The sequence below is a fragment of the Chitinophaga sp. 9-1-y genome, from assembly GCF_059511905.2.
Map to the genome: position 1 here is coordinate 7,848,341 of NZ_CM197955.1, position 22,352 is coordinate 7,870,692.

The following is a 22,352-nucleotide window of genomic DNA, read 5'->3' on the forward strand; positions in this document are numbered from 1 at the left end:
AGGGAATCTCCCCGCAAATCCGTAATTCGTAATTTGTAGTTCGTAATTCTATTCAAACCCGCCTCTGCGCTGTTGTTTCTTGTCCGACAGCCGTTTTTTGGATGCTATCCTTTTTTCCTTTGCCGCTTTGGAGGGCCGGGTAGGTACCCGCTTTTTACGCGGTATCAGCGCTTTGTTGATCAGGTCGTTCATTTTGGCAATCACTTCCTGCTTGTTCCCTAATTGGGTCCGCGCTGTTTGGGACTTCACCTGGAGCTGGCCGTCCGCGTTAATGCGGTTAGCTAATTTCTCCAACAGCACTGCTTTTTGTTCGGGGGTTAACAGGGCAGAAGTCATTACCGCAAAGTAACCCTCTACCATGGTTTCCACCTTATTCACGTTTTGTCCGCCACTGCCGCCGCTGCGGGCCGTACGGAACGTGATTTCGGCGGTCACATTAATGTTCATTTTAATTTAAGTTTTAATAAAAAAAAGTACTTAGGAAGGGCAATTTATTAAAACTGTAGCGAATATGCGGAATGGTGGCCACTTTTTAACAAGATAGGGTTATAACAAAGCTATCCGGGTAGCCCTGTGGCCGCCGGATAGCTAACAATTTGCTGAATAATAGCTTATAAGGTATACGGAATCAGGAACACCCCCGCTGCATCCTGCTTTACAGGAACCGGGTTCTCATTCAATGTCAGGCTATATACTTCCCGGTCACAGCAGTTTTTAGGCCTGGTGAGGAAGTTCAGTTTGTCCACAGTAACCCTGCCGGGTCGACCAATTTGTAAGGTCTGCGGTGCTTCGAAGAAGTAAGTCAACACCGCTGTTTGATGGGGGGTATCTATGAGCTGGCCTACCCGCTTGGTCATCTGGGGCATCTGTATTTTGATGCTGTCCAGCGGGATTTGTGCATATTGGCCATACACAAGATCATGACCGGTGGCCGGATCAATCAGCTTAAACGCATAAGTAGGCGGATTGTAGATGTAAGGACACATAGCTCCATCACAGGGATTGTCTTTCTTTGAACGTTTACAGGCGGTAAATAAAAAGAGTCCGAGGAATAAAATGCAACAGTAACGGATCATAGATAAGCGATTTTGGTACTGTTAAACGAACGATAGCATGATGATGTTACAGATTCAACTGATTTGCGTTAATTTCCCGGCACTAAAATGGCGTCATGAGAGTAGTTATACAACGCGTTAGTTCCGCATCTGTAACAGTAGATGGGGCGGTAACCGGGCAAATTCAACAGGGGTTAATGATCCTGCTGGGTATAGAAGACACAGATACCACCGAAGATATACAGTGGTTAAGCAGTAAAATAGTGAACCTCCGCATTTTCAATGATGATGCGGGTGTGATGAATGTTTCTGTGAAAGATGTACACGGCGATATTTTGCTGGTAAGCCAGTTTACGTTACATGCGTCTACCAAAAAAGGAAACCGCCCTTCGTATATCCGTGCCAGTAAGCCGGATGTCGCGATTCCGATGTATGAAAAAATGATCGGACAGCTGGAGGAAGATTTAGGGACTACTATTCAAAGAGGTATTTTTGGGGCAGATATGAAAGTGACGCTGGTAAATGATGGCCCTGTTACGATCATCATCGATTCCCAGCAGCGGGAATAAACCCGGTGGCAATGAAGTCAATCCATTATCTTTAATAAAATAAACAAAACCCATGACCATTCAGGAAGCCCAGGAAAAAATAGACAACTGGATCAACACTACCGGCGTGCGTTATTTCAGTGAGTTGACCAACATGGCTATTCTTACAGAAGAAGTTGGTGAAGTAGCCCGTGTAATGGCCCGTAAATATGGGGACCAGTCGTCGAAAGAAAGTGATAACAAAAAACTGCTGGCAGACGAGCTGGCCGATGTGATGTGGGTGTTGCTCTGCATCGCCAATCAAACCGGTATTGACATGACCGTGGCCCTCGAAAAAAACTTCGAAAAGAAAAATATCCGCGATGCACAGCGGCACCATAATAATCCCAAACTAAAACCCTGATGCAGTACGCACGCTTTTTGTGTACAGCTCCTAAAATACAGTTATGCGAAAACAGGGAAAAATAAAAACCTTATGGCAGATACTGAAGCAGTCTGGTAGTGAATTTATAGACGATAAAGTATTGAAACTGAGTGCAGCATTGGCTTATTACACGATCTTTTCCGTGGCGCCCATGCTCATCATTATTATTTTCTTCTGCGACCTGTTTTTAGGTAAAGACGCAATAGAAGGCAATATTTATGGGCAAATCAGTGGCCTGGTAGGCAGTAATGCAGCAACCCAAATCCAGGATATGATCAAAAATGCCTCGTTGTCCGGTGATATGAGCTGGGCTACCATCGTGGGTTTTGTGACGTTGATCATTGGTGCTACCGGGGTTTTTGCCGAAATACAGGACTCTATTAATCATATCTGGCGCCTGAAATCAAAACCCAAAAAGAATGGGTTGTTGCGCATGATCCTGAACCGGCTCCTCTCCTTCTCACTGGTGGTGAGTTTGGGCTTCATCCTGCTGGTATCGCTGGCGGTGAATGGGTTGGTGGAATTATTTTCTTCTTTGGTAGTGCGACTCCTGCCAGGAAAGATCACCTCCGGTATCTTATTTTCGCTCGCCGATTTCGTAGTTCCTTTTTTAGTAATCGCCTGTCTGTTTGCGATCATCTTTAAAGTACTGCCAGATGCGCGCATCCGATGGAAAGATGTACGGGTAGGCGCCATTGCTACGGCTATTCTTTTTATGCTGGGTAAATTTGCCATCGGGTACTACCTGGGGGCCAGCAAAGTAAGTTCTACTTATGGCGCCGCAGGGTCTATCGTAATCATATTGCTTTGGGTATACTATTCCGCGGCTATCCTCTATTTTGGGGCGGTGTTTACACGGGTGTATGTCCAGCATTCCGGGGCACAGATTTATCCCAACGAATATGCTGTTTGGATCAAACAAATAGAGGTGCCCCATGAGCCCCAAATCGTAGAAGAAGGGTAAATTATTTGTTAACCATCTTCTTAAACATATTTTAATAATCGCATACGTATTTTCAAAATTGGCATTTATCTTTGCGCCACTATGTCTACAGATCAGAATAAATTCCAGGCGATCATATCGCATTGTAAAGAATATGGTTTTGTTTTTCAGTCCAGCGAAATTTACGATGGACTCAGTGCTGTATATGACTACGGTCAATACGGGGCAGAACTGAAGAAAAACATCAAGGATTATTGGTGGAAGAGCATGACGCAATTGCACGAAGATATCGTGGGAATTGACGCCGCCATCTTTATGCATCCTACTACCTGGAAAGCATCCGGACACGTGGATAATTTCAGCGATCCCATGATTGACAACAAGGATAGCAAAAAACGCTACCGGGTGGATCACCTCATTGAAGGTCACGCAGAAACATTATCCAAAGAAGCCGGCGATGCCCTCCTGGCACAGATGGACGAACTGCTGAAGGAAAACGACTTCGCAGGACTCAAAACATTAATAGAATCCAACAAAATAAAATGTACTGTCAGCGGTACTGTTAACTGGACAGAAGTACGTCAGTTTAACCTGATGTTCTCCACTCAGCTGGGTAGTGTTACTGACGAAGCCAGCGAAATATACCTGCGTCCGGAAACAGCACAGGGTATCTTCGTTAACTTCCTGAACGTACAAAAAACCGGTAGGATGAAAGTGCCTTTCGGTATTGCACAAATTGGTAAGGCCTTCAGAAATGAAATCGTAGCCCGCCAGTTTATTTTCCGTATGCGCGAATTTGAGCAGATGGAAATGCAATTCTTTGTACGCCCCGGCACCCAACAGGAATGGTACGAAAAATGGAAAGCAGAGCGTATGCAATGGCACCTCAGCCTGGGTACAGATCCTGCGAAATACCATTTCAAAGACCACGTGAAATTAGCACACTATGCAGATGCTGCGGTGGATATTGAATACGAATTCCCATTCGGCTTCAAAGAAGTAGAAGGCATTCACTCCCGTGGTGATTTTGACCTGAAACAACACCAGGAATATAGCAAGAAGAAAATTCAGTACTTCGATACAGAAATCAATCAGAACTACGTGCCTTATGTGATAGAAACCTCTATCGGTCTGGATCGTATGTTCCTGCTGACTATCTGTAATGCTTACGCAGAAGAAGATCTGAGTACCGCTGATAAACAGGATAGCCGCGTAGTGCTGCGCTTACCTGCTAAACTGGCGCCCATTAAACTGGCTATTTTCCCGCTCACCAAAAAAGATGGTTTACCGGAAGCAGCTAAGATATTGATGAATGAGTGTAAACAGGCATTCCATTGCTTCTATGAAGAAAAGGATGCCATTGGAAGACGCTATCGTCGTCAGGATGCCATAGGTACGCCTTTCTGCGTTACCATTGATCACCAGACCAAAGAAGATGGCACTGTTACCATCCGTCACCGCGACAGCATGGAACAGGAACGCATACCATTATCTGAAGTGAAAGCACTGGTATTAAGTAAAATTCTCTAGTAACTTTTAAGGGCTATGGCCGTTAAATAAGTACAATAAGCAACCACTGTTATGCCTATACGTACTTTTGTAACTGTCATAGCCCTTGCTATGTCCGGTTTGTTCGCTGCTGCACAAACCTCTTCTTCAGATTTCTCCACTAACAGATCCAAGAAAACATCCGCTCCTTATAACCAGGTAGTTTCTGTAGCTTTTGCCGGTCCGGCCTGTGGTATATCCCTGCAGTACGATGTTCGCTTCAACAGCGGTCATACCGGGTTAGGCGCCAGAGCCGCGGTGGCGTATGTGCCGCCATACGAAGACTCATGGAAGGGCACCAGTGATGTTCCTGTATATTACAAATGGTATGATGGGAAGCCTACCGTTTTACTTGGACTAAATTATGTGCTGGCATCTTCTCCTACCTCCAAAAATATGCTGGAAATCGGCGCAGGCGCTACCTATTTGTTCGGCGATTCGCTATGGTACGATGATATTACTACCAGTTACGCCGTATTGGGCTGGATTTCAGCTAACTACCGCCGCGCTATCGGCAGGCGTTTGCTGATGAGAGTAGGGGCGTCGATGATAGGATCAAAACGTTATATTGCTAATTTCCCAACACCAGAGTGGAGCCTGGGATATCGCTTCTAGTTATCCGTACAGCTCCTGGTGAATAGCGTGCCGGTCGTAGCCCATCGCCTGAATGCGTTGCTTGGCTTCGTCTATCATGGCTTTCCAGCCACAGAGGAAGAAATTGGCCGGTCGCTTGTCGTTTTGTAATAATTCTTCATACACATTGTGTACATATCCTTTCCGGCCGCTCCAGTTTTCGTCGCGCGACAGGGTCGGAATATAATTGAAGTTGGGTAGCGATGCCGCCAATTGCTGCATTTCCTGGGCATATAACAGGTCATGCTGATACCGTACGCCGAAAATAAGGTGTATGGGTGCATGCGGAATCTGGTGCTCCTGTATGTAATGAGCCATGGAACGGAAGGGCGCAATGCCGGTACCGGTACAGATAAGAAATAATTCCTTGTCTAACGGTTCCGGTAGTACGAAAATTCCCTGTGGCCCCCGCAGCAGTAATTCGCTGCCTACCTTTATTTCGTTGAACAGGTAAGTACTGCCTACCCCGCCTTCCAGTAATACAATCACCAGCTCAAATACATTGCTGCCATCGGGATGGGAGGCAATGGAATAGCTACGCCAGCGCTTGTTTTTTTTCTCGTGGATGGGTAGGTCCAGGGTAACGAATTGCCCGGGCTTGAAGTCGAAACGATCCATGTCCGGTACCTGGATCCAAAAGCGGCGGGTATTGTGGGTTTCGTCCACCAACTTTGTAACGATGCCTGTATGCCATAGGTCCAGCATGGAAGTTGAGTTTTGGTCGTACTGAATATAGTGAAAATCTGGCATTTTTATTATTTGGATATTTCATTATTTGAGGATCCACGCCCCCGGCTTCTCCAAATATCTTGATAACCCAATATCAAAATCGGTAAATGTTCTTTACCTTTGCATTCTTCATGAATTTACAGGCTGTATTACAATTATTTCAACGTGATGCTCGCCTGCAGTCGCTGGTGAAGGGGATACAATCACCCACCCCACAATACTTTCAGCTTTCCTCCATTAGTGGGAGTGCAATAAACTTTGTGGCAGTTAGCACCTGGGCGCATGCAGATGCGAACCATCTCTTCATCTTAAACGATAAAGAGGAGGCAGCCTATTTCCATAACGACCTGGAACAACTCAGCCAGGCACTGGACATTTTCTATTTTCCGGATTCCTTCAAAAAAGCAGGGCAGTTTCACGAAATCAACAGCAGCCATAGCATGCTGCGGACGGAAGCCCTCATGAAGTTTTCCGGCGATAAAGTCCACAAAAAAATACTGGTTACCTACCCCGAAGCGCTCTGGGAAAAGGTTGCTGGCAACCAGGCTTTCAGCGCCAATATGGTGCAGTTGAAAGTAGGCGATGTATTGAAAGTAGATCCTCTGCTGGAACAACTGGTGTCCTGGGGCTTTCATGCCACTGATTTTGTGTATGAACCCGGCCAGTACGCCGTAAGAGGGGGTATCCTGGATATTTACTCTTTTGGTAATGAAAAGCCTTACCGTATTGAATTATTTGGGGAAGATATAGATTCCATCCGCCTGTTTGATCCGGAGTCTCAGCTGAGTGAACGCAAGCTCACACAGGTGACCCTCATCGCTAACATGGATACCCATGGCACCAGCACGGATCACGGTAAAACTCCCCTCACCAGCTTCCTCCCCGCCAATACCGTAGTATGGATGAAAGATCCCGGCTACGTACAAGGCGTGATAGAACAGCTGGAACAACGCCTGGACGACTTCCTGCTCACCGGGCAGAAAGTAAAAGTGGATGAAGATGAGGAAATGGTGCTGAAAGAAGATGACTTTGTGAAAGCCGCACCACTGCTGCAACAGCTGCTGGAAAAGCCCACCATCGTTTTTGGTAACAAAGACTGGTTAAAGGACAAAGGCTACTCCCCCACCGATATTATATTCGATACACAGGAACAACCGGTATTTAACCGGCAGTTTGATTTACTGATCAAAGATCTGGGCAAACATAATAGTAATAAATATTCCCTCTTTATATTCTCCGATAATCCCCGTCAGCTGGAACGCCTGCGGAGTATTTTCGAAGACCTCAAGGCAGATTTTGTATTCTTCCCGATTCCCGTAGCCATCAGCAACGGGTTTATTGATCATACGCTGAAACTGGCCTGTTATACGGATCACCAGATCTTCCAGCGCTTCCACAAGTATAAGGTAAAGCAAGCCTACAACAAGAATAAGGCAATTACCATGAAAACCTTGCGGGAGCTGCAATCCGGCGATTTTGTGACGCATATCGATCATGGCGTAGGCATGTACAGCGGGCTGCAAAAAATTGAGGTGGGAGGAAAAATGCAGGAAGCCATTCGTATCATTTACAAAAACAACGACCTGTTGTATGTAAATATCAACTCCCTGCACAAAATCAGTAAATATACCGGCAAAGAAGGCGTAGAACCTAAAGTGAATAAACTGGGTAGCGATGCCTGGGATAAGCTGAAGGAGAAAGCCAAAACGCAGGTAAAAGATATTGCGAAAGACCTGATACAGTTATATGCGGTACGTAAAGCCCAGCAAGGCTTTGCGCATACACCAGATACTTATCTGCAAACAGAACTGGAAGCTTCCTTCATTTATGAAGATACCCCGGATCAAAGCAAAGCTACCGCAGATGTAAAACGCGACATGGAATCACCCGCTCCAATGGATCGGCTGGTGTGTGGCGACGTTGGCTTTGGTAAAACAGAAGTGGCCATCCGTGCAGCTTTTAAATCTATTGTAGATGGTAAACAGGCTGCCGTACTGGTACCCACTACCATCCTGGCTTTCCAGCACTACAAAACTTTTGCTGACCGTCTGAAAGATTTCCCCTGCACAGTAGATTACCTGAACAGGTTCAAATCTTCCAAAGAGAAAAAAGAAACACTCAAACGCCTCGAAGAAGGAAAAATTGACATCATTATCGGTACCCACGCCTTGCTGGGTAAGGAAGTGAAGTTCAAAGACCTTGGCGTACTGGTGGTAGATGAAGAACAAAAATTCGGTGTTTCTGCCAAAGAAAAACTGAAACAAATAAAACATAACGTAGATACCCTCACACTAACGGCAACGCCTATACCGCGTACATTGCAGTTTTCGTTGATGGGTGCACGTGACCTGTCTGTTATCAACACGCCTCCGCCCAACAGGCAGGCTATTGAAACAGAAGTACAGGTATTTAACCAGGACCAGATCCGCGACGCTATTTACTTTGAGGCCGAACGCGGCGGACAGGTATACTTTATCCACAACCGGGTAAAAGGGCTGAAAGAAATGGCCGGGCTAATCCAGGGATTATGCCCCGACTTGTCTATTGCCACTGCACATGGACAACTGGAAGGACATCAACTGGAGGAAGTGATCCTCGATTTCATTGACCGCAAATACGATGTACTGGTATGTACCAATATCGTGGAAAGCGGTGTTGATATTCCCAATGCCAATACGATCATCATTAATAATGCGCATCACTTCGGACTGAGCGACCTGCATCAGCTGCGTGGTCGCGTAGGACGCAGTAATAAAAAGGCTTTCTGTTACCTGTTGGCGCCGCCTATGAGCACGTTGCCTTCAGATAGCCGTAAGCGCCTGCAAACACTCGAACAGCACAGTGAGTTAGGTAGCGGCTTCCAGATTGCTATGCGCGACCTGGATATCCGTGGAGCCGGTAACCTGCTGGGTGGCGAACAAAGCGGTTTCATGGCAGAAATAGGTTTTGATATGTACCAGAAAATCCTGGACGAAGCCATCCGCGAACTGAAGCAAAATGAATTCCGCGACCTGTTTAAAGATCAGCTGGAAGAGAAAAAAGATTTCGTAAGCGACTGTACCATTGATACAGACCTGGAAATTCTCATTCCGGATACCTATATTGAAAGTATCCAGGAACGTTTGAACCTTTACCAGGAACTGGACAATATCATGGAAGAGGGCAAATTGCAGGCTTTCGAAGTGGATATGGCAGATCGTTTCGGCCCGCTCCCGGAGCCGGTAAAAGACCTGCTCACGATGATCCGCTGCCGTTGGATGGCCATTCAGTTGGGCTTCGAGAAAATGATGCTGAAAGAAGAAAACCTGCGTTGCTACTTTATTAATAACCCGGATTCCCCTTATTTCGAATCTCCTACGTTCAATCATATATTAACGTATATACAAACCCGTACCAACAACGCCAAACTGAAACAAGTAGGCAAAAACTTCATGTTGGTGGCTTCCCGTATCCGTCATATGAACGATCTCTATGACTTCCTGAAGGCAATGACTGATAGCCGGAAATAAACTCCCTGTAACATAATCTCTTTGTAATCGTTTCATTTATAATATGAAATGTATAATGCTATTTCTGTAACTGAGCGTTAACAAAATTTTATAAAATCCCGTTTGTGGAATCACTTTCTAACCACGCATCATGAGGGCGTAAACAACAACGGAAACTAAATTTTTTAAAACAATAGAAAAACATCGACACATGAAAAAGGTAATGTTATTAGCAGCCGGTTTATTTTTTGCCCTGAGCACTTTTGCACAACAGGCGGATAAACAACCAGTAAAAAAGATTGAAGTAAATGGTTCTGCAGAAATAGAAATAACACCGGATGAAATTTATTTCGACATCTCTTTACGTGAATACCTGAAAGGTAAAACCAAAGTAGACATCAGCACACTGGAAAAACAATTGGAAAAAGCAGTAGCGGAAGCTGGTATTTCAAAGAATGATTTGACCGTTGAAAACGTGTATGGCAACAACTTTGAGATATTGCGTAAAAAGAAAGATCCACAGGAATTTATGGCGCGCAAACAGTATCGCCTGAAATTAACCAAACTGGATAAAATCAATCAAATCCTGGGTGCAGTAGATGCAGAAGGAATTGAAAACACCAGAATCGCTTCTTATTCTTCCAGCAAAATGGAAGCATACCGTAAAGAAGTAAAAATTAAAGCATTACTGGCCGCAAAAGAAAAAGCAGAATATATGCTGACTGCTATTGGTAACAAGGTAGATGGTGTAATTGAAATCCAGGAAATGAGCACCGATAACTATACCGATGTACGTCCGATGATGATGGCGAACTTCAAATCTGCAGCAGTTGCTGAAGACGCTGGTTCAGACATCGAATTCAAAACTATTAAGATCCGCGCAGAAGTAAGAGCAGTATTTGCTATTAAATAATTACGCTGGAGATGTAATAACAAAAAAATCGCCCCCCGCATAAAGCGGGGGGCGATTTTCGTTTATAAAGATCCAGTTAAATTAGAAGCTGTATCTCAGACCCATCTGCATTTGATGACGGGATCCAAAGAAGTCTTTGGAGTAAGGAGTACCTGGGTTGGTATAAGAGTAAGTTGGATAGTTGTTAACCACTTTACCAGTAGGTGTCAGACCAACACTCGCAGAAGAGTTGAAAGTGTTTGGTGAGAAGTATTGGATACCCCAGTTTTTGTTCAACAGGTTAGTAACATTCACGATGTCGTAAGTAAATGTAATCGTGTGTACTCTCTTGTGTGTTTTAATGTTGAAGTCCTGTGCAAAACGGAAGTCAGCTTGTGTATTCCATGGAGTACGTCCGCCGTTACGCTCAGTGAAGTCACCTTTACGGCTGCTCAGGTATTTGTCGCTGTTTACGTGATCCATGAAAGCAGCAGCTTGTTGAGCGGCAGTAGCACCACCTACTTTATCAGTGAAGAAGTTAGTGGCTTCAGCTACATCTTTCGGGATGTAAGCCAGGCTCACCTGCTGAGGAGTACCCTGTACGGTAGCGTTTACGAAACCGTAAGTGAATGGTAAACCGGAAGAAGTGTTAAAGAAGGCAGAGAAAGTAGATACCCATTTACCTTTAGAACCCCAGTCTTGTTTGTAGCTAACAGTAGCTACGATACGGTGACGAACATCAAAGTTAGAGTAAGCCAGACCTGGGTTGTTAGGATTCAGGGCCTGGTTCAGCTGCCAGTTAGACTCCATTGAGTTACGGATACCATTGGTGATATCTTTAGCCTGACCGTAAGTGTAAGCAGTCATGAAGCTCAGACCAAATGGGAACACTTTAGAGATCTGACCGGTAATGCTGTAACGGTAACCTTTGTCAGTGTTAGACAGGAGGTAAGCGTTGGTATACGAGGTGTTGATTTTTTTACCGGAGAAGATCGGCTGTTGTTTGTTTACGTCGTAAGCATAGTAAGTAGGGTTATCTACCAGGTTAACCTGTTGGAATTGCAGATCCTTGATTACTTTGGTATAGATACCTTCGATGCTGAATTTCCACTGATCATGTGTAGTGTAATCCAGGGCGAGGCTGCTTCTCCATACCTGTGGCATTTTGAAGTTGTTGTCGATCATGTCTACCTGGGTAGGACCGGCTGCATTATTAACGTCTACATTATTTTGTTTGGCGAAATCAGCGATACCATTTGCAGAAGGTTTAGCTGCAGGTAACGGACCATTTACGAATGGTTTGCTGGATGCTTTGTTGTCATATGCACCGTAAGTAACACCATTGTTATAGTAAGCATAACCAATCCATGCGAAAGGAATACGACCAGTGAACAAGCCGCTACCACCACGTAATACCAGGCTGTTATCACCTTTGATATCGTAGTTGAAACCGATGCGTGGAGAGAACTGTACGTTATTCAGGAAATCGTTTTTGATATCCTTTGGTTTGGTATAGGTATAAGTAGTTCCGTAGTTAGGATCTTCTGGTGCTTTACTAGTTTTATCGCTCAGCGGTTGTTTGTTAGGAATACCGGTGTAGTCTAAACGCAAACCTGGTGTGATGCGGAAACGATCCGTCAGTTGGATTTCATCCTGTCCGTATAAGCTCAGCAGGTTTACTTTAAACTGTGCTGGCGGATTATTCATGATGTAATCGCGTGAGTTGTTAGTATAGTTAAAGTTACCACGTACACGGGCAGGATTGTTATCCAGGAAAGCCTGAATGCTGTCATAATCCAGACGGCCATTCCAGGAGTTAACGAAACCGTAAGTGATGTTGTAGAACTCATTGTGTGTACCTACAGTGATGGTGTGGTTACCTTTAAATATGGTGACGTTATCGGTGATTTCAAACGTCTTTTGTTTCATATTAAAGATACTTGCTTCACGGTCAGTACCGAGGAAGATGGTAGAACCTGGGGTTCTGCCTTTAATCTGAATTTGTGGTGTTGCCGGGTCAGACAATGGATCTCTGTAGTCGTGTACAGAAGAGTAGCCCAGGATCAAGCTGTTAGACAGGGTGTTGTTGAAGTTGCTCTTCAGTTCTGCTACAGTAGAAGACTGGTTATTGGTTTGTTTGAAGTCAATGCCTTTGAAACGGAAGTTTTGCTGATCGCGTTCCAGGTTGGTGGCTTCAGAAGTAATGGTATTGTTACGAACAGATAACTGGTGTTTTGCATTGATGTGCCAGTCTAACCTGTTGAAGAATTTGTTGGAATTAGAATAGATGCTGGTGTTACCTGCAGTACCTGCGTCTACGCCGTAGGTTTTCATCAAAGCAGTGATGTCAGCTGCATCTTTTTCTGTTAAGATACCACCGTTATCAGCAGAACCTGCAGCGAGGATAACCGGATCTACACGACGGGTAATTTCTTCGTTAGTGAAGAAGAATAATTTGTTTTTGATGATTGGGAAACCAACACGTACACCAGTTTGGTATTCGTGGAAGTCGCTGGGTAATTTAGAACCATCACCGGCGTTGTTTTTACCGATCATGGAAGCATTACGGCCAAAGCCATACACGGAACCGTGTACTTCGTTGGTACCGCTGCGGGTTACCGCGTTAACGCTACCACCAAGGAAGTTACCTACTTTCACGTCAAATGGAGCCAGTAATACCTGTACATCCTGGATCGCATCCAGCGACACGGGATTAGTACGGGTAGAGCTACCTGGCTGACCGCTGGTATTGCTCTGTCCACCTAAGGAAGGGCTGAAACCAATCGCATCGTTGTTGATAGCACCATCCAGGGTTACGTTATTGTAACGGTAGTTAGTACCCAGGAAGGAGTTGTTGTTGCTCTGTGGCGTTACTTTAGTAAGATCCTGCAGGCTGCGGCTCATGGAAGGGAGCGTTTTGATCTGCTCTTGTCCTACCCTGGTGCCACCAGCTTTGCCGGCGCCTGGCGTTCCTGTTACGACTACTTCACTCAGTGCAGTTGATTCTTCTGCTAATTTAAAGTTGAAATTGGTGGTACCCAATCCGAGGTTAACGTCTGATTTTACTTCTTTTTTATATCCAATGAATGAAACAGTGATGGTATATGGACCACCTGGGTTCAGGTTCGGCAGGATATAGCGGCCGTCTGTGTTGGTCTGAACGCCGGATTTTGCGCCGGTACTGTTGTTTACTATTACTACTGTAACGCCAGGGATAGCCTGACCACCCGGATCGGATACCTTACCCGATATCACGGAAGTAGTTACCTGTGCCTGCACGTTGTTGTAAAAAAGAATTACAAGAAAGCTAGCTAATAGCGTAAAGAATGATTTCATAAACTGTTTTGTAAGTATTTACAGGTGCAAAGGAAACAGTCTAAAACAACCAGAATGTTAACAGATTATTACGGAATTGTTAAGGAGTGCATAAAGTGAACCGAAAAAACGGGATTGTTTGTTTTTTGGGTTAAAATAACATCATTTTTACTGCTCAATTTAACCTTAATGTTAACAGCACCGAAAAAAGGGGGTACAAATTAATTGTTAACTAAGCGTAAACAATAAACAACATAATATAACCTTAACGTATATACGAAAAAGCCCCGCCTTTAAAGGCAGGGCTGCTGTAAAAAGTCATCAGAAAATGATGTTAATAAATTTCGACTTTGAAAGTCCCGTCCGTTAAAGGTTTTTCAATATCACCATTTGATAATACACCAGAGAATGTACCCTCTGCATGTTTACTATTAATGCTCGTTATATTTACTTTGATATTTTGACCGGTATACCCTATTTCCTTTTGCTGGATCTGCATGAGCGACATCTCTACACCGCCAAACGTACCAGTGGTAAGACTATCTTTAGGGAATGTAATCATCAGCTCCATGTGGTAGCCGAAGTTGTTGGTCACCCCGTCTACTACCAGGGTTTTCTTTCCTGCATAAACGGTGTCTGTAACATACGCTTCCGTGGCATTAGACTGGTAAGTGTCCTTATCCAGTTTAAAGGAAAAACTGCTGTTAGGCTTCGCCTCTTCTTTTTTTGGATTGCAGGCATTCAGGCCCAATATGGCAATCATGGCTACCAATAATAATGTAATACGCATCACATAACGTTTTTTGTTTGGTATGCCGCTTTTTATCAGGAAAAACCAGTGCCGGCCGCTATGGTGGCGGCCAGCGATAATTTAAATTAACATAGGATACTGGTCAAGACTGTTGGCATAGGGATAATGTGGGTGCAATATATATAAAAAAATACGAATTAAAAAAATATATATATGGCAAGATGGGAATCAAACAGCCCCAACAATGGATGCAGACTGTTCCCGGGAGAAAATAAACCGGGAAAGCCTACCCGATCAACATATCATGAACAGATACCTTTAATATATTATGATCTCCGGAGATAACATTTTCCTGCTGTTGCCCTTTAACACGGACTACACACCATAATTAACAATTTTTTTGCCTCCGAATTACGTATTATTACGGCGTTACTGAATATTTTAAAAGCACATTATGTCATCGGAAGTAATCAAGCAATTACAGGAGGCGGTGCAGTTTTCACCGGAGAATGTGCCCTTACGTATGCATCTGGCGCAGGTTTTACTGCAAGACTATGAATATATCGCAGCGGAAGAGCAATACAGGAAAGTATTAGAGCTTTCTTCCACTAACACTGCCGCCCAGCTCGGCCTGGCGCGCACCTTTTATCATCAGCAGAAATATTCTGCGGCCATTGTGGTACTGGAACAACTGGAACACCGCGAACCGGACCATTTCGACGCGTTACTATTACATTGCCGCATCCTGGTGAAAGAGCAGTCTATGCCGCAGGCGAAAGAAATCTACCAGCACTTACTGCAAATAAATCCCGGTTTCCGTGATGAAGCCCTGGACAGTCTTTTCCGCGTAGCTCAGTCCGCCCCCGTTTCCTTTAACGAGGAAGATGAAGACGAAGAAGAAAGCGAAAACCTGTTCATGCTGGAAAAACCAGAAATCAATTTTTCCGATGTAGGTGGCATGGAAAGAGAAAAGCAGGAAATAGATCTGAAGATCATTAAGCCACTGCAATTTCCTGATCTTTATAAAGCTTACGGTAAAAAAGCAGGCGGTGGCATTTTATTGTATGGCCCTCCCGGCTGCGGTAAAACTTACCTCGCCAAAGCTACCGCCGGACAAATACAGGCGGAATTCATCAATGTAGGCATTCATGATGTGCTGGACATGTGGGTAGGTACCAGTGAAAAAAACCTCCACAGCCTGTTTGAACTCGCCCGGCAAAGTAAGCCCTGCGTATTGTTTTTTGATGAGGTAGACGCATTGGGCGCTAACCGCTCTGCACTCCGGCAGTCTGGCGCAACACATATTATTAACCAGTTCCTCGCGGAAATGGATGGCATTGCCGCCAATAATGAAAACATACTGATCATTGGCGCTACTAATGCACCATGGAGCCTGGATCCGGCATTCCGCCGCCCCGGCCGTTTCGACAGAATCATTTTCGTAGCGCCTCCGGAAGCAGATGGCCGCGAAGAAATACTGAAACTGCAACTACGCAATAAACCAGTAAGCGATATCAACTACAACGCTTTGGCTAAAGCCACCGCCGGCTATTCCGGTGCTGATCTCAAAGCCATCGTTGACATTGCGATAGAAGAAAAATTGCTGGAAGCATTACAAAAAGGTACACCACAGCCTATCACACAGAAAGAACTTTTAAAAGCCGCTAAAATACATAAGCCTACCACCAGGGAATGGTTTAATACCGCCCGTAACTACGCATTGTATTCAAATGAAACCGGTCTTTATGATGATGTTCTGAAATACCTGGATATTAAGAAATAACGTTTATGGCTGTATTAATTCAGCGCGCTCATATTTTGTTACAACAAGGTCGCTTTGAGGATGCCTTCACGGCATTACGTCAACACCTGAGCATGAACGCGCATGATACGGAAGGCCTTTACCTGCTGACCATCTGCTACCTCGAAACAGGCAATATAGCAGAAGCGGAGCAGGTAGCGGCCAATACACTGAGCTTCGCCCCTTACGACGACCGGTTCCTGTATCTGCAATCAAGAATTGCTTTCATTAAAAATCAGTATGCGGAAGCCATCAGGGCTATCAGCAGCGCAGTAGCCATCAATCCTGGTTATGCGCATTATTTTGCCATGTGGAGCCAGATACTGCTGAATAAGAAGGAGTATGAAGCAGCCCTGCAAAAGGCAGAAGAAGGCCTGGCGCTGAATCCGGAAGATGAAATTTGTTTGAACCTGCGATCCCATGCGCTGTTTAGTTTGGGCAGAAAAGAGGAAGCCTTCTCTAATTTGCATGAAGCCCTGGAGCATAACCCGGAAAATGCTTACACCCACGCCAACCTCGGTTGGAAATGGCTGGAAGTAAATGACCATCGCAAGGCGTTGGAACATTTCAGAGAATCTTTGAAAATTGATCCCAATAATGAATTGGCCCGCAACGGCATGGTACAGGCTATGAAAGCCAAATACTGGCTATACCGGCAGTTCCTGAATTATTCCTTCTTTATGGGTCGCCAGAAAGCAGGTACGCAATGGGCTATCATTATCGCAATTTTTGTGCTCACGCAAGTGGCTAATCAGTATTACTTCCCTCTATATGTTATACTGGCCTTGATTGCTATTTCCACCTGGCTGATTACACCGGTGAGTAACCTGTTTCTTCGCCTCAATCCCTACGGCAGATATGCCTTGAGCCCGGAACAAACGAAAGTATCCAATATCGTAGGTATCCTGCTGGGTGCCACACTGCTCTCAGGGGCGGCATTTATGCTCACGGGTATAAATGGCTTACTGGCGCTGTGTATCTGTAGCGGCGTAATGCTGTTACCTTCAGCCGGACTATATGTTGCCGATGGAAAGAAGTACCGTAATTTTACAAAGTGGTATGTCTGGGCACTCGTAGCATTGGGAATATTAGGAGTAGGCTTTACTTTTATAACAAACGAACCATTTAATATATTCGTTACCGTTATGTTGATAGGCGTCTTCGGCTACCAGATTTTAGCGAATTTTATACTGACGAAAGAAAAATAAAAAAGAATTATAAAGCAAAAAGGCTTCCGTGTAAACGGAAGCCTTTTTGCTTTATAACATAAACGTATATACGTAATTAAGCATCAATCTTAGCATACTTCGCGTGAGATTCGATGAATGCTCTGCGTGGCGGAACTTCGTCACCCATCAGCATACTGAATACGCGGTCTGCTTCTGCAGCGCTTTCAATTGTTACCTGTTTCAGTGTGCGATGTTCAGGGTTCATGGTAGTATCCCATAGCTGCTCTGCGTTCATCTCTCCCAAACCTTTATAACGCTGAATGGTAACACTGTCTTCCTTACCAGCACCAGCAAGTTTCAAGGTAGCCGCTTTACGCTGTTCTTCTGTCCAGGCGTATACTTGCTCTTTTCCTTTTTTCACGAGGTACAGTGGTGGTTGTGCAATGTACACGTAACCCTGTTCTACCATCGCTTTCATATAACGGAAAACGAAAGTCAGGATCAATGTAGCAATGTGACTACCATCCACATCGGCATCCGTCATGATGATGAGCTTGTGATAGCGCAGCTTAGAAAGGTTGAGGGCTTTATCATCTTCTTCTGTGCCAATGGTTACTCCCAATGCAGTGAAGATGTTTTTGATTTCATTATCCTCGTAGATTTTGTGCTCCATGGCTTTTTCTACGTTCAGGATTTTACCACGTAATGGCAAAATAGCCTGGTAGTTACGGTTACGGCCTTGTTTGGCAGTACCACCCGCGGAGTCTCCTTCGACAAGGTACAGTTCACATTTGGTAGGATCGTTATCGGAGCAATCGGCCAGTTTACCTGGTAAACCGCTACCGGTCATCACGCTTTTACGTTGTACCAGCTGCCGTGCTTTACGGGCTGCTTCACGCGCTTGCGCTGCCAATACTACTTTATTGATAACCGTTTTAGCTTCACGTGGATTTTCTTCCAGGAAAGCATCCAATACGGCCGCTACAGAACTATCTACCACCCCCATCACATCGGAGTTACCGAGTTTGGTTTTGGTTTGTCCTTCAAACTGAGGCTCAGGTACTTTCACACTGATAATTGCGCTCAATCCTTCGCGGAAGTCATCTCCGGTAACTTCTACCTTCGATTTCTCAAACATTTTATTTTTATCACCATAAGATTTGAATACGCGGGTAATAGCACGGCGGAAACCAGCTACGTGCGTACCTCCTTCAATGGTGTTAATATTATTTACATAAGAGAAGATATTCTCACTGAATGCATCGTTATATACCAATGCCACTTCTACTGCTACGTTGGAAGCTGCATCATGTGTTTCTACATAAATAGGAGCGGGTAACAGCGGGTTACGGCGACCATTTTTGTCGAGCATCTGTATAAACTCCCTGATACCACCTTCGCTATAGAAGGTTTCGGAGAAGAAGTTGCCTTCTTCATCTTTTTCGCGTTCGTCGGTCAGGGTGATTTTGATCTTACGGTTCAGGTAAGAAAGTTCACGCAAACGGCCGGCGAGGATTTCACGGTTGTAAGTAGTTTCCTTAAAAATTTCACCGTCTGGTTTGAAATGTACAGTAGTACCAGTGATTTCGCTGTTGCCTATTTCACGAACGCCATACTGTGGTACGCCACGGTGATACTCCTGTTCAAATAATTTGCCTTCACGTTCTACTGTTACATATAATCTGTCACTCAGGGCGTTCACGCAGCTCACACCCACACCGTGCAAACCTCCGGATACTTTATAAGTATTCTTGTCAAATTTACCACCGGCGTGGAGTACGGTCATGACAACTTCCAGTGCAGAACGACCTTCTTTAGGGATGATACCGGTGGGGATACCACGACCATCATCCTTTACCCGGATAGAGTTGTCTTCCAGGATAGTTACGTCAATATTTTTGCAGTATCCGGCAAGGGCTTCGTCAATAGAGTTATCTACCACCTCATAAACCAGGTGGTGAAGTCCCTTGATGCCGATATCGCCGATATACATGGCTGGACGCTTACGTACGGCTTCCAGACCTTCCAATACCTGAATACTCCCTGCATCATATCCGTTGCTGCTGGGGCTGGGTGCTTGCACTAATTCTTCGCTCATATGTTGGTGTAAAATCTATTAGAAATAAAAACGGTAGACAATCATGCAAAAATACGAAAAATAAGCCTTATTTCCGCAAAAGAATGCCTGTTTTTAAGAGGTGTGGACAGGCCAATTTTATCTTCACAGATTTCCGGCGCCGGCAATGTCTTTTACCCCGGTAAATAAAGTTTTCCACACCAGGTTAAAATAGGATTTTTGGATGTCCCGCTGGTAAACTACGGTGGCCACCCGCTCTTTTTCCCCTTCAAGAGGGTTGGCGTCTTTGATAACCAGTGAGTTAGCGAGAAAACTGGCCAATCCTTTCCGTTGAAATTCCCGATGTTCTTTGTCTTGCTTAAGCACTGCTATTTTCAGGTGTTGGTAACGCATCTTTATTTGGCCGGCTGCTTTCCGTTCATCTCCTTTTATATGAAAGCCTAATTCCTGGATATCGCAGGAGCGGATTTCAATTTTTCCCAGTGGTTTGGTGACCACATTCAGGTCTTTCCCATTCATATTTTTTAGTGCGCCAGACACGGCAAAATGCCCGGCTTTATCATTGAGGGTGAAATCAAACCGGGCAGTGAGCTTCCCGCTTTGCATAAAAACTGCATCAAAATTGGCCACCATATTACTGTTTTTAGCCACCAGGCTATCAATGTTGGTAATATTGCTGCATTGCGCATGTACACGACTAAAGCTGATTTGGCCGGATTGACCGGTAACAGGACTCATTTCCTGGTACTGTAAATTAATGTTATTGGCCAGCAGGGTATCAAGGCTTACCGGGATTTCCAGTTGGTGGAGCAGTTGGTGGGGAAATTGCCTCAATTTGTTGCCTGGCGGCATTGGTAAGGTACGGTCCCGGTATATTTCCACACTACCTCCTTTTATATTGGCCCGCTGCGCCCATATTTGCTGCTCTTGTAATAAAAGACGCGGATTAAGGCTATGGAGGCTTATATCATTTAATACTACCTCAAACCGGTCTTGTTGTACGCCGTTTTTTTGTTGAAAGGCGACTTTATCATAGCGGGGTTGAATTTCTAACCGGCCAACATGTAGGGTACGCAACGCGGCGTCATACCGGATACCCCGTACATTCAGCCAATAAAGGCTATCCCTGGTCCGGTTCATATAATCTTTCATCCCGATCTCATAATTGTGGGCATATAAAAAACGGGTTGGGTCATTCAGGGCCAGGGAATCTATCAGAAAATCGTTGACACGTACCCGGAGGTTGTGAAACTGGTGAATGACGCGGGAGGAATCTTTCCGCGTAAAAATGTATTTGAAATTGGTGCTGTCCAATATTAGTTTGCCTATGAAAATAGACTTCATTTTTGCTGATATATGCTGATAAGCTGTTTTGGGCGCACTGGTATCTTTGACGGTGGCATTTTGCTCCATAATAATACTGGGGCCACTTACGGTAAGGGAAGCTGCATTCAATTCTTTCCCGATGAAATACCGCCACGGTTTGAAGTATTTTAGTGCTAATTTATCTACACTGATGGTATACAACGCGGAAGGTGCCCGCTGTTGGGCTAACAGCCGCCGGTAGATAGCTGTATCCACTGCCATGACAGCCTTTTCCAATACCAGGCTGCCCGAAAGTACATCCAGGCGCAGATCCTGGAATTTGACGGTATAAAGACTATCAGATAAATCGGTTACATAGCCAGGTAGTTCCTGCTTCAACAGCTTATTCCAGTGACGGTTGAGGAACCAACCGGTGGCCAGCACCAATAAAGTAAGTATGCCGAACGTGATGAACACGATCTTTAGCAGTTTACGGATATTAAATTTTCTGAGGGCCATATCTGTAAAGCATAAACGAAATTTATACCAATAAGTTCTGCTATTGGGCACTGCAGCGTATCAGCAGGTGTTCATAGGGCCAGCGGCTTTGTAACTGTATTGTCAAAACGTATTTGTTTAAAAAATGAATCCCTAAATTTGTGGCTTCGGTAACAGCACGGCATTAAAAAAATAGCTAAAGTGAAAGAAATACAGGAAATATTGTCATTAGCCATTCCGCAGCCAGCGATGAGCGATCAGCTACATCTGGCGGAGCAGGATAGTGTGTTGGTACCTGATTGCCTGGACTTTACTTTACAGCGTTTTACCTATGACAAGCCGTTGCCGGTAGAAGATGTGGCCATGGTGGTATATCAGCCTGCAAAAAGAGGCCAGTCTGCTGCCATCGAACTGCGTTACTGTGTGGCCGGCAGCAAATATTGTAAGAATCCTTCCTGTACAGATCAATTATGTGTGGAAGGTAATAAAGAGGTCTGCGCAGACCGGGTACCATCTGTAGATGTGATCAGTGTGCGTTTCCAGCCAGCTTTTATACAATCACTGCAGAAAGGCACTACTACTTTCTCTTTGTTCGAAAATCAGTCACAAAAGCCTTTCGTGAAAACCATTCAGCCCTGTACAAAATCCAAGTCAGTACTGGAAACGATGGTACATCACGATTATGAAGGCATTCTGAAAAATATATTCCTGCAAAGCCGGGCGCTGGATCTGTTGTTATACAGCTCCGACCAGTTTATGCAAAATGATACCGATGAACGCTATGGTTGCCGCTTCCTGACTCACCTGGAAGACCGCGAAAAAATAGAAAATGCCCGCAGCATTCTTTTAGAACAGCTGGACTCCCCTATTACCATCAGGGATTTGGCGCGTCGGGTGGCCATGAATGAATGTTACCTGAAAAAAGGCTTTAAGGCCATGTATGGCACTACCATATATGACTACTTCCAGAAAGAAAGAATGGAAAAAGCTAAAGGCCTTCTGTATGAAAAAGGGATGTCTGTTTCTGAGGTAGCCATGTTGATGGGGTATTCCTGCATTTCTCACTTCTCTACGGCTTTTAAAAAGCACACCGGGTTGAAACCTTGTGAACTATTGCTGCGCTAATGGGCCTGTGGCCGTTTTAATTCTTGATAATTTATAGCACACTCGTGTCGG

Annotated in this window: 16 protein-coding genes and 1 pseudogene; 10 read left to right on the forward strand and 7 right to left on the reverse strand. The window is 44.7% G+C overall.

Annotation, left to right across the window (positions count from 1 at the left end):
- Positions 1 to 48: 48 nt before the first annotated feature.
- Positions 49 to 432 (reverse strand): annotated as a pseudogene (gene arfB, locus AC5ZC7_RS31330) (alternative ribosome rescue aminoacyl-tRNA hydrolase ArfB); the annotation flags it as partial.
- Positions 433 to 611: 179 nt separating this feature from the next.
- On the reverse strand, positions 612 to 1,076 hold the full coding sequence (locus AC5ZC7_RS31335) for a hypothetical protein (RefSeq protein WP_496161434.1): 465 nt from the start codon (positions 1,074 to 1,076) through the stop codon (positions 612 to 614).
- A gap of 95 nt (positions 1,077 to 1,171) precedes the next feature.
- Between AC5ZC7_RS31335 and dtd the strand changes: the two genes are divergently transcribed.
- The 5 genes from dtd (at position 1,172) to AC5ZC7_RS31360 (ending at position 5,133) form a co-directional block, all read left to right on the forward strand.
- Complete coding sequence (gene dtd, locus AC5ZC7_RS31340; protein WP_496161433.1) at positions 1,172 to 1,624, forward strand: D-aminoacyl-tRNA deacylase; 453 nt, start codon at positions 1,172 to 1,174, stop codon at positions 1,622 to 1,624.
- A gap of 52 nt (positions 1,625 to 1,676) precedes the next feature.
- Entirely contained in the window at positions 1,677 to 2,006 is a 330-nt protein-coding gene (locus AC5ZC7_RS31345; RefSeq protein ID WP_477079766.1) for a nucleotide pyrophosphohydrolase, read from the forward strand.
- A gap of 43 nt (positions 2,007 to 2,049) precedes the next feature.
- Positions 2,050 to 2,991, forward strand: a complete 942-nt coding sequence (locus AC5ZC7_RS31350; protein WP_496161432.1) for a YhjD/YihY/BrkB family envelope integrity protein — start codon at positions 2,050 to 2,052, stop codon at positions 2,989 to 2,991.
- Positions 2,992 to 3,072: 81 nt separating this feature from the next.
- Positions 3,073 to 4,500 carry a glycine--tRNA ligase gene (locus tag AC5ZC7_RS31355; RefSeq protein ID WP_496161431.1) on the forward strand — a complete coding sequence of 476 codons (1,428 nt, stop codon included), beginning with the start codon at positions 3,073 to 3,075 and terminating at the stop codon, positions 4,498 to 4,500.
- A 51-nt stretch (positions 4,501 to 4,551) separates the two neighbouring features.
- Positions 4,552 to 5,133 (forward strand): hypothetical protein, encoded by a 582-nt coding sequence (locus AC5ZC7_RS31360; protein ID WP_496161430.1) that lies wholly within the window; start codon positions 4,552 to 4,554, stop codon positions 5,131 to 5,133.
- Here the strand turns inward: AC5ZC7_RS31360 and AC5ZC7_RS31365 are convergent, their stop codons facing one another.
- Complete coding sequence (locus AC5ZC7_RS31365; RefSeq protein WP_496161429.1) at positions 5,134 to 5,856, reverse strand: FAD-binding oxidoreductase; 723 nt, start codon at positions 5,854 to 5,856, stop codon at positions 5,134 to 5,136.
- Positions 5,857 to 6,011: 155 nt separating this feature from the next.
- Between AC5ZC7_RS31365 and mfd the strand changes: the two genes are divergently transcribed.
- Both mfd and AC5ZC7_RS31375 read left to right on the forward strand, forming a co-directional pair.
- Complete coding sequence (gene mfd, locus AC5ZC7_RS31370) at positions 6,012 to 9,389, forward strand: transcription-repair coupling factor (protein ID WP_496161428.1); 3,378 nt, start codon at positions 6,012 to 6,014, stop codon at positions 9,387 to 9,389.
- A 190-nt stretch (positions 9,390 to 9,579) separates the two neighbouring features.
- Positions 9,580 to 10,281, forward strand: a complete 702-nt coding sequence (locus AC5ZC7_RS31375) for an SIMPL domain-containing protein (protein WP_496161427.1) — start codon at positions 9,580 to 9,582, stop codon at positions 10,279 to 10,281.
- 81 nt (positions 10,282 to 10,362) lie between these two features.
- Here the strand turns inward: AC5ZC7_RS31375 and AC5ZC7_RS31380 are convergent, their stop codons facing one another.
- Positions 10,363 to 13,596 (reverse strand): outer membrane beta-barrel protein, encoded by a 3,234-nt coding sequence (locus AC5ZC7_RS31380; protein ID WP_496161426.1) that lies wholly within the window; start codon positions 13,594 to 13,596, stop codon positions 10,363 to 10,365.
- A gap of 313 nt (positions 13,597 to 13,909) precedes the next feature.
- Positions 13,910 to 14,365, reverse strand: coding sequence for a hypothetical protein (locus tag AC5ZC7_RS31385; RefSeq protein WP_496161425.1), 456 nt, complete (start codon positions 14,363 to 14,365; stop codon positions 13,910 to 13,912).
- 415 nt (positions 14,366 to 14,780) lie between these two features.
- On the opposite strand from AC5ZC7_RS31385, the gene AC5ZC7_RS31390 reads away from it, so the two are divergent.
- The gene (locus AC5ZC7_RS31390; protein WP_496161424.1) at positions 14,781 to 16,109 is read left to right on the forward strand and encodes an AAA family ATPase; all 1,329 of its coding nucleotides are present in this window, start codon (positions 14,781 to 14,783) and stop codon (positions 16,107 to 16,109) included.
- Between the two features lie 5 nt (positions 16,110 to 16,114).
- Complete coding sequence (locus AC5ZC7_RS31395) at positions 16,115 to 17,335, forward strand: tetratricopeptide repeat protein (protein WP_496161423.1); 1,221 nt, start codon at positions 16,115 to 16,117, stop codon at positions 17,333 to 17,335.
- A gap of 76 nt (positions 17,336 to 17,411) precedes the next feature.
- On the opposite strand, the gene gyrB is transcribed toward AC5ZC7_RS31395, so the two are convergent.
- Both gyrB and AC5ZC7_RS31405 read right to left on the reverse strand, forming a co-directional pair.
- Positions 17,412 to 19,394: a DNA topoisomerase (ATP-hydrolyzing) subunit B gene (gyrB, locus tag AC5ZC7_RS31400; RefSeq protein WP_496161422.1), complete on the reverse strand. Its 1,983-nt coding sequence runs from the start codon at positions 19,392 to 19,394 to the stop codon at positions 17,412 to 17,414.
- Between the two features lie 123 nt (positions 19,395 to 19,517).
- Positions 19,518 to 21,197, reverse strand: coding sequence for a hypothetical protein (locus tag AC5ZC7_RS31405; protein WP_496161421.1), 1,680 nt, complete (start codon positions 21,195 to 21,197; stop codon positions 19,518 to 19,520).
- 180 nt (positions 21,198 to 21,377) lie between these two features.
- Here AC5ZC7_RS31405 and AC5ZC7_RS31410 point away from each other — a divergent pair, with 180 nt between their 5' ends.
- Positions 21,378 to 22,301 (forward strand): helix-turn-helix domain-containing protein, encoded by a 924-nt coding sequence (locus tag AC5ZC7_RS31410; protein ID WP_496161420.1) that lies wholly within the window; start codon positions 21,378 to 21,380, stop codon positions 22,299 to 22,301.
- Positions 22,302 to 22,352 lie beyond the last annotated feature (51 nt).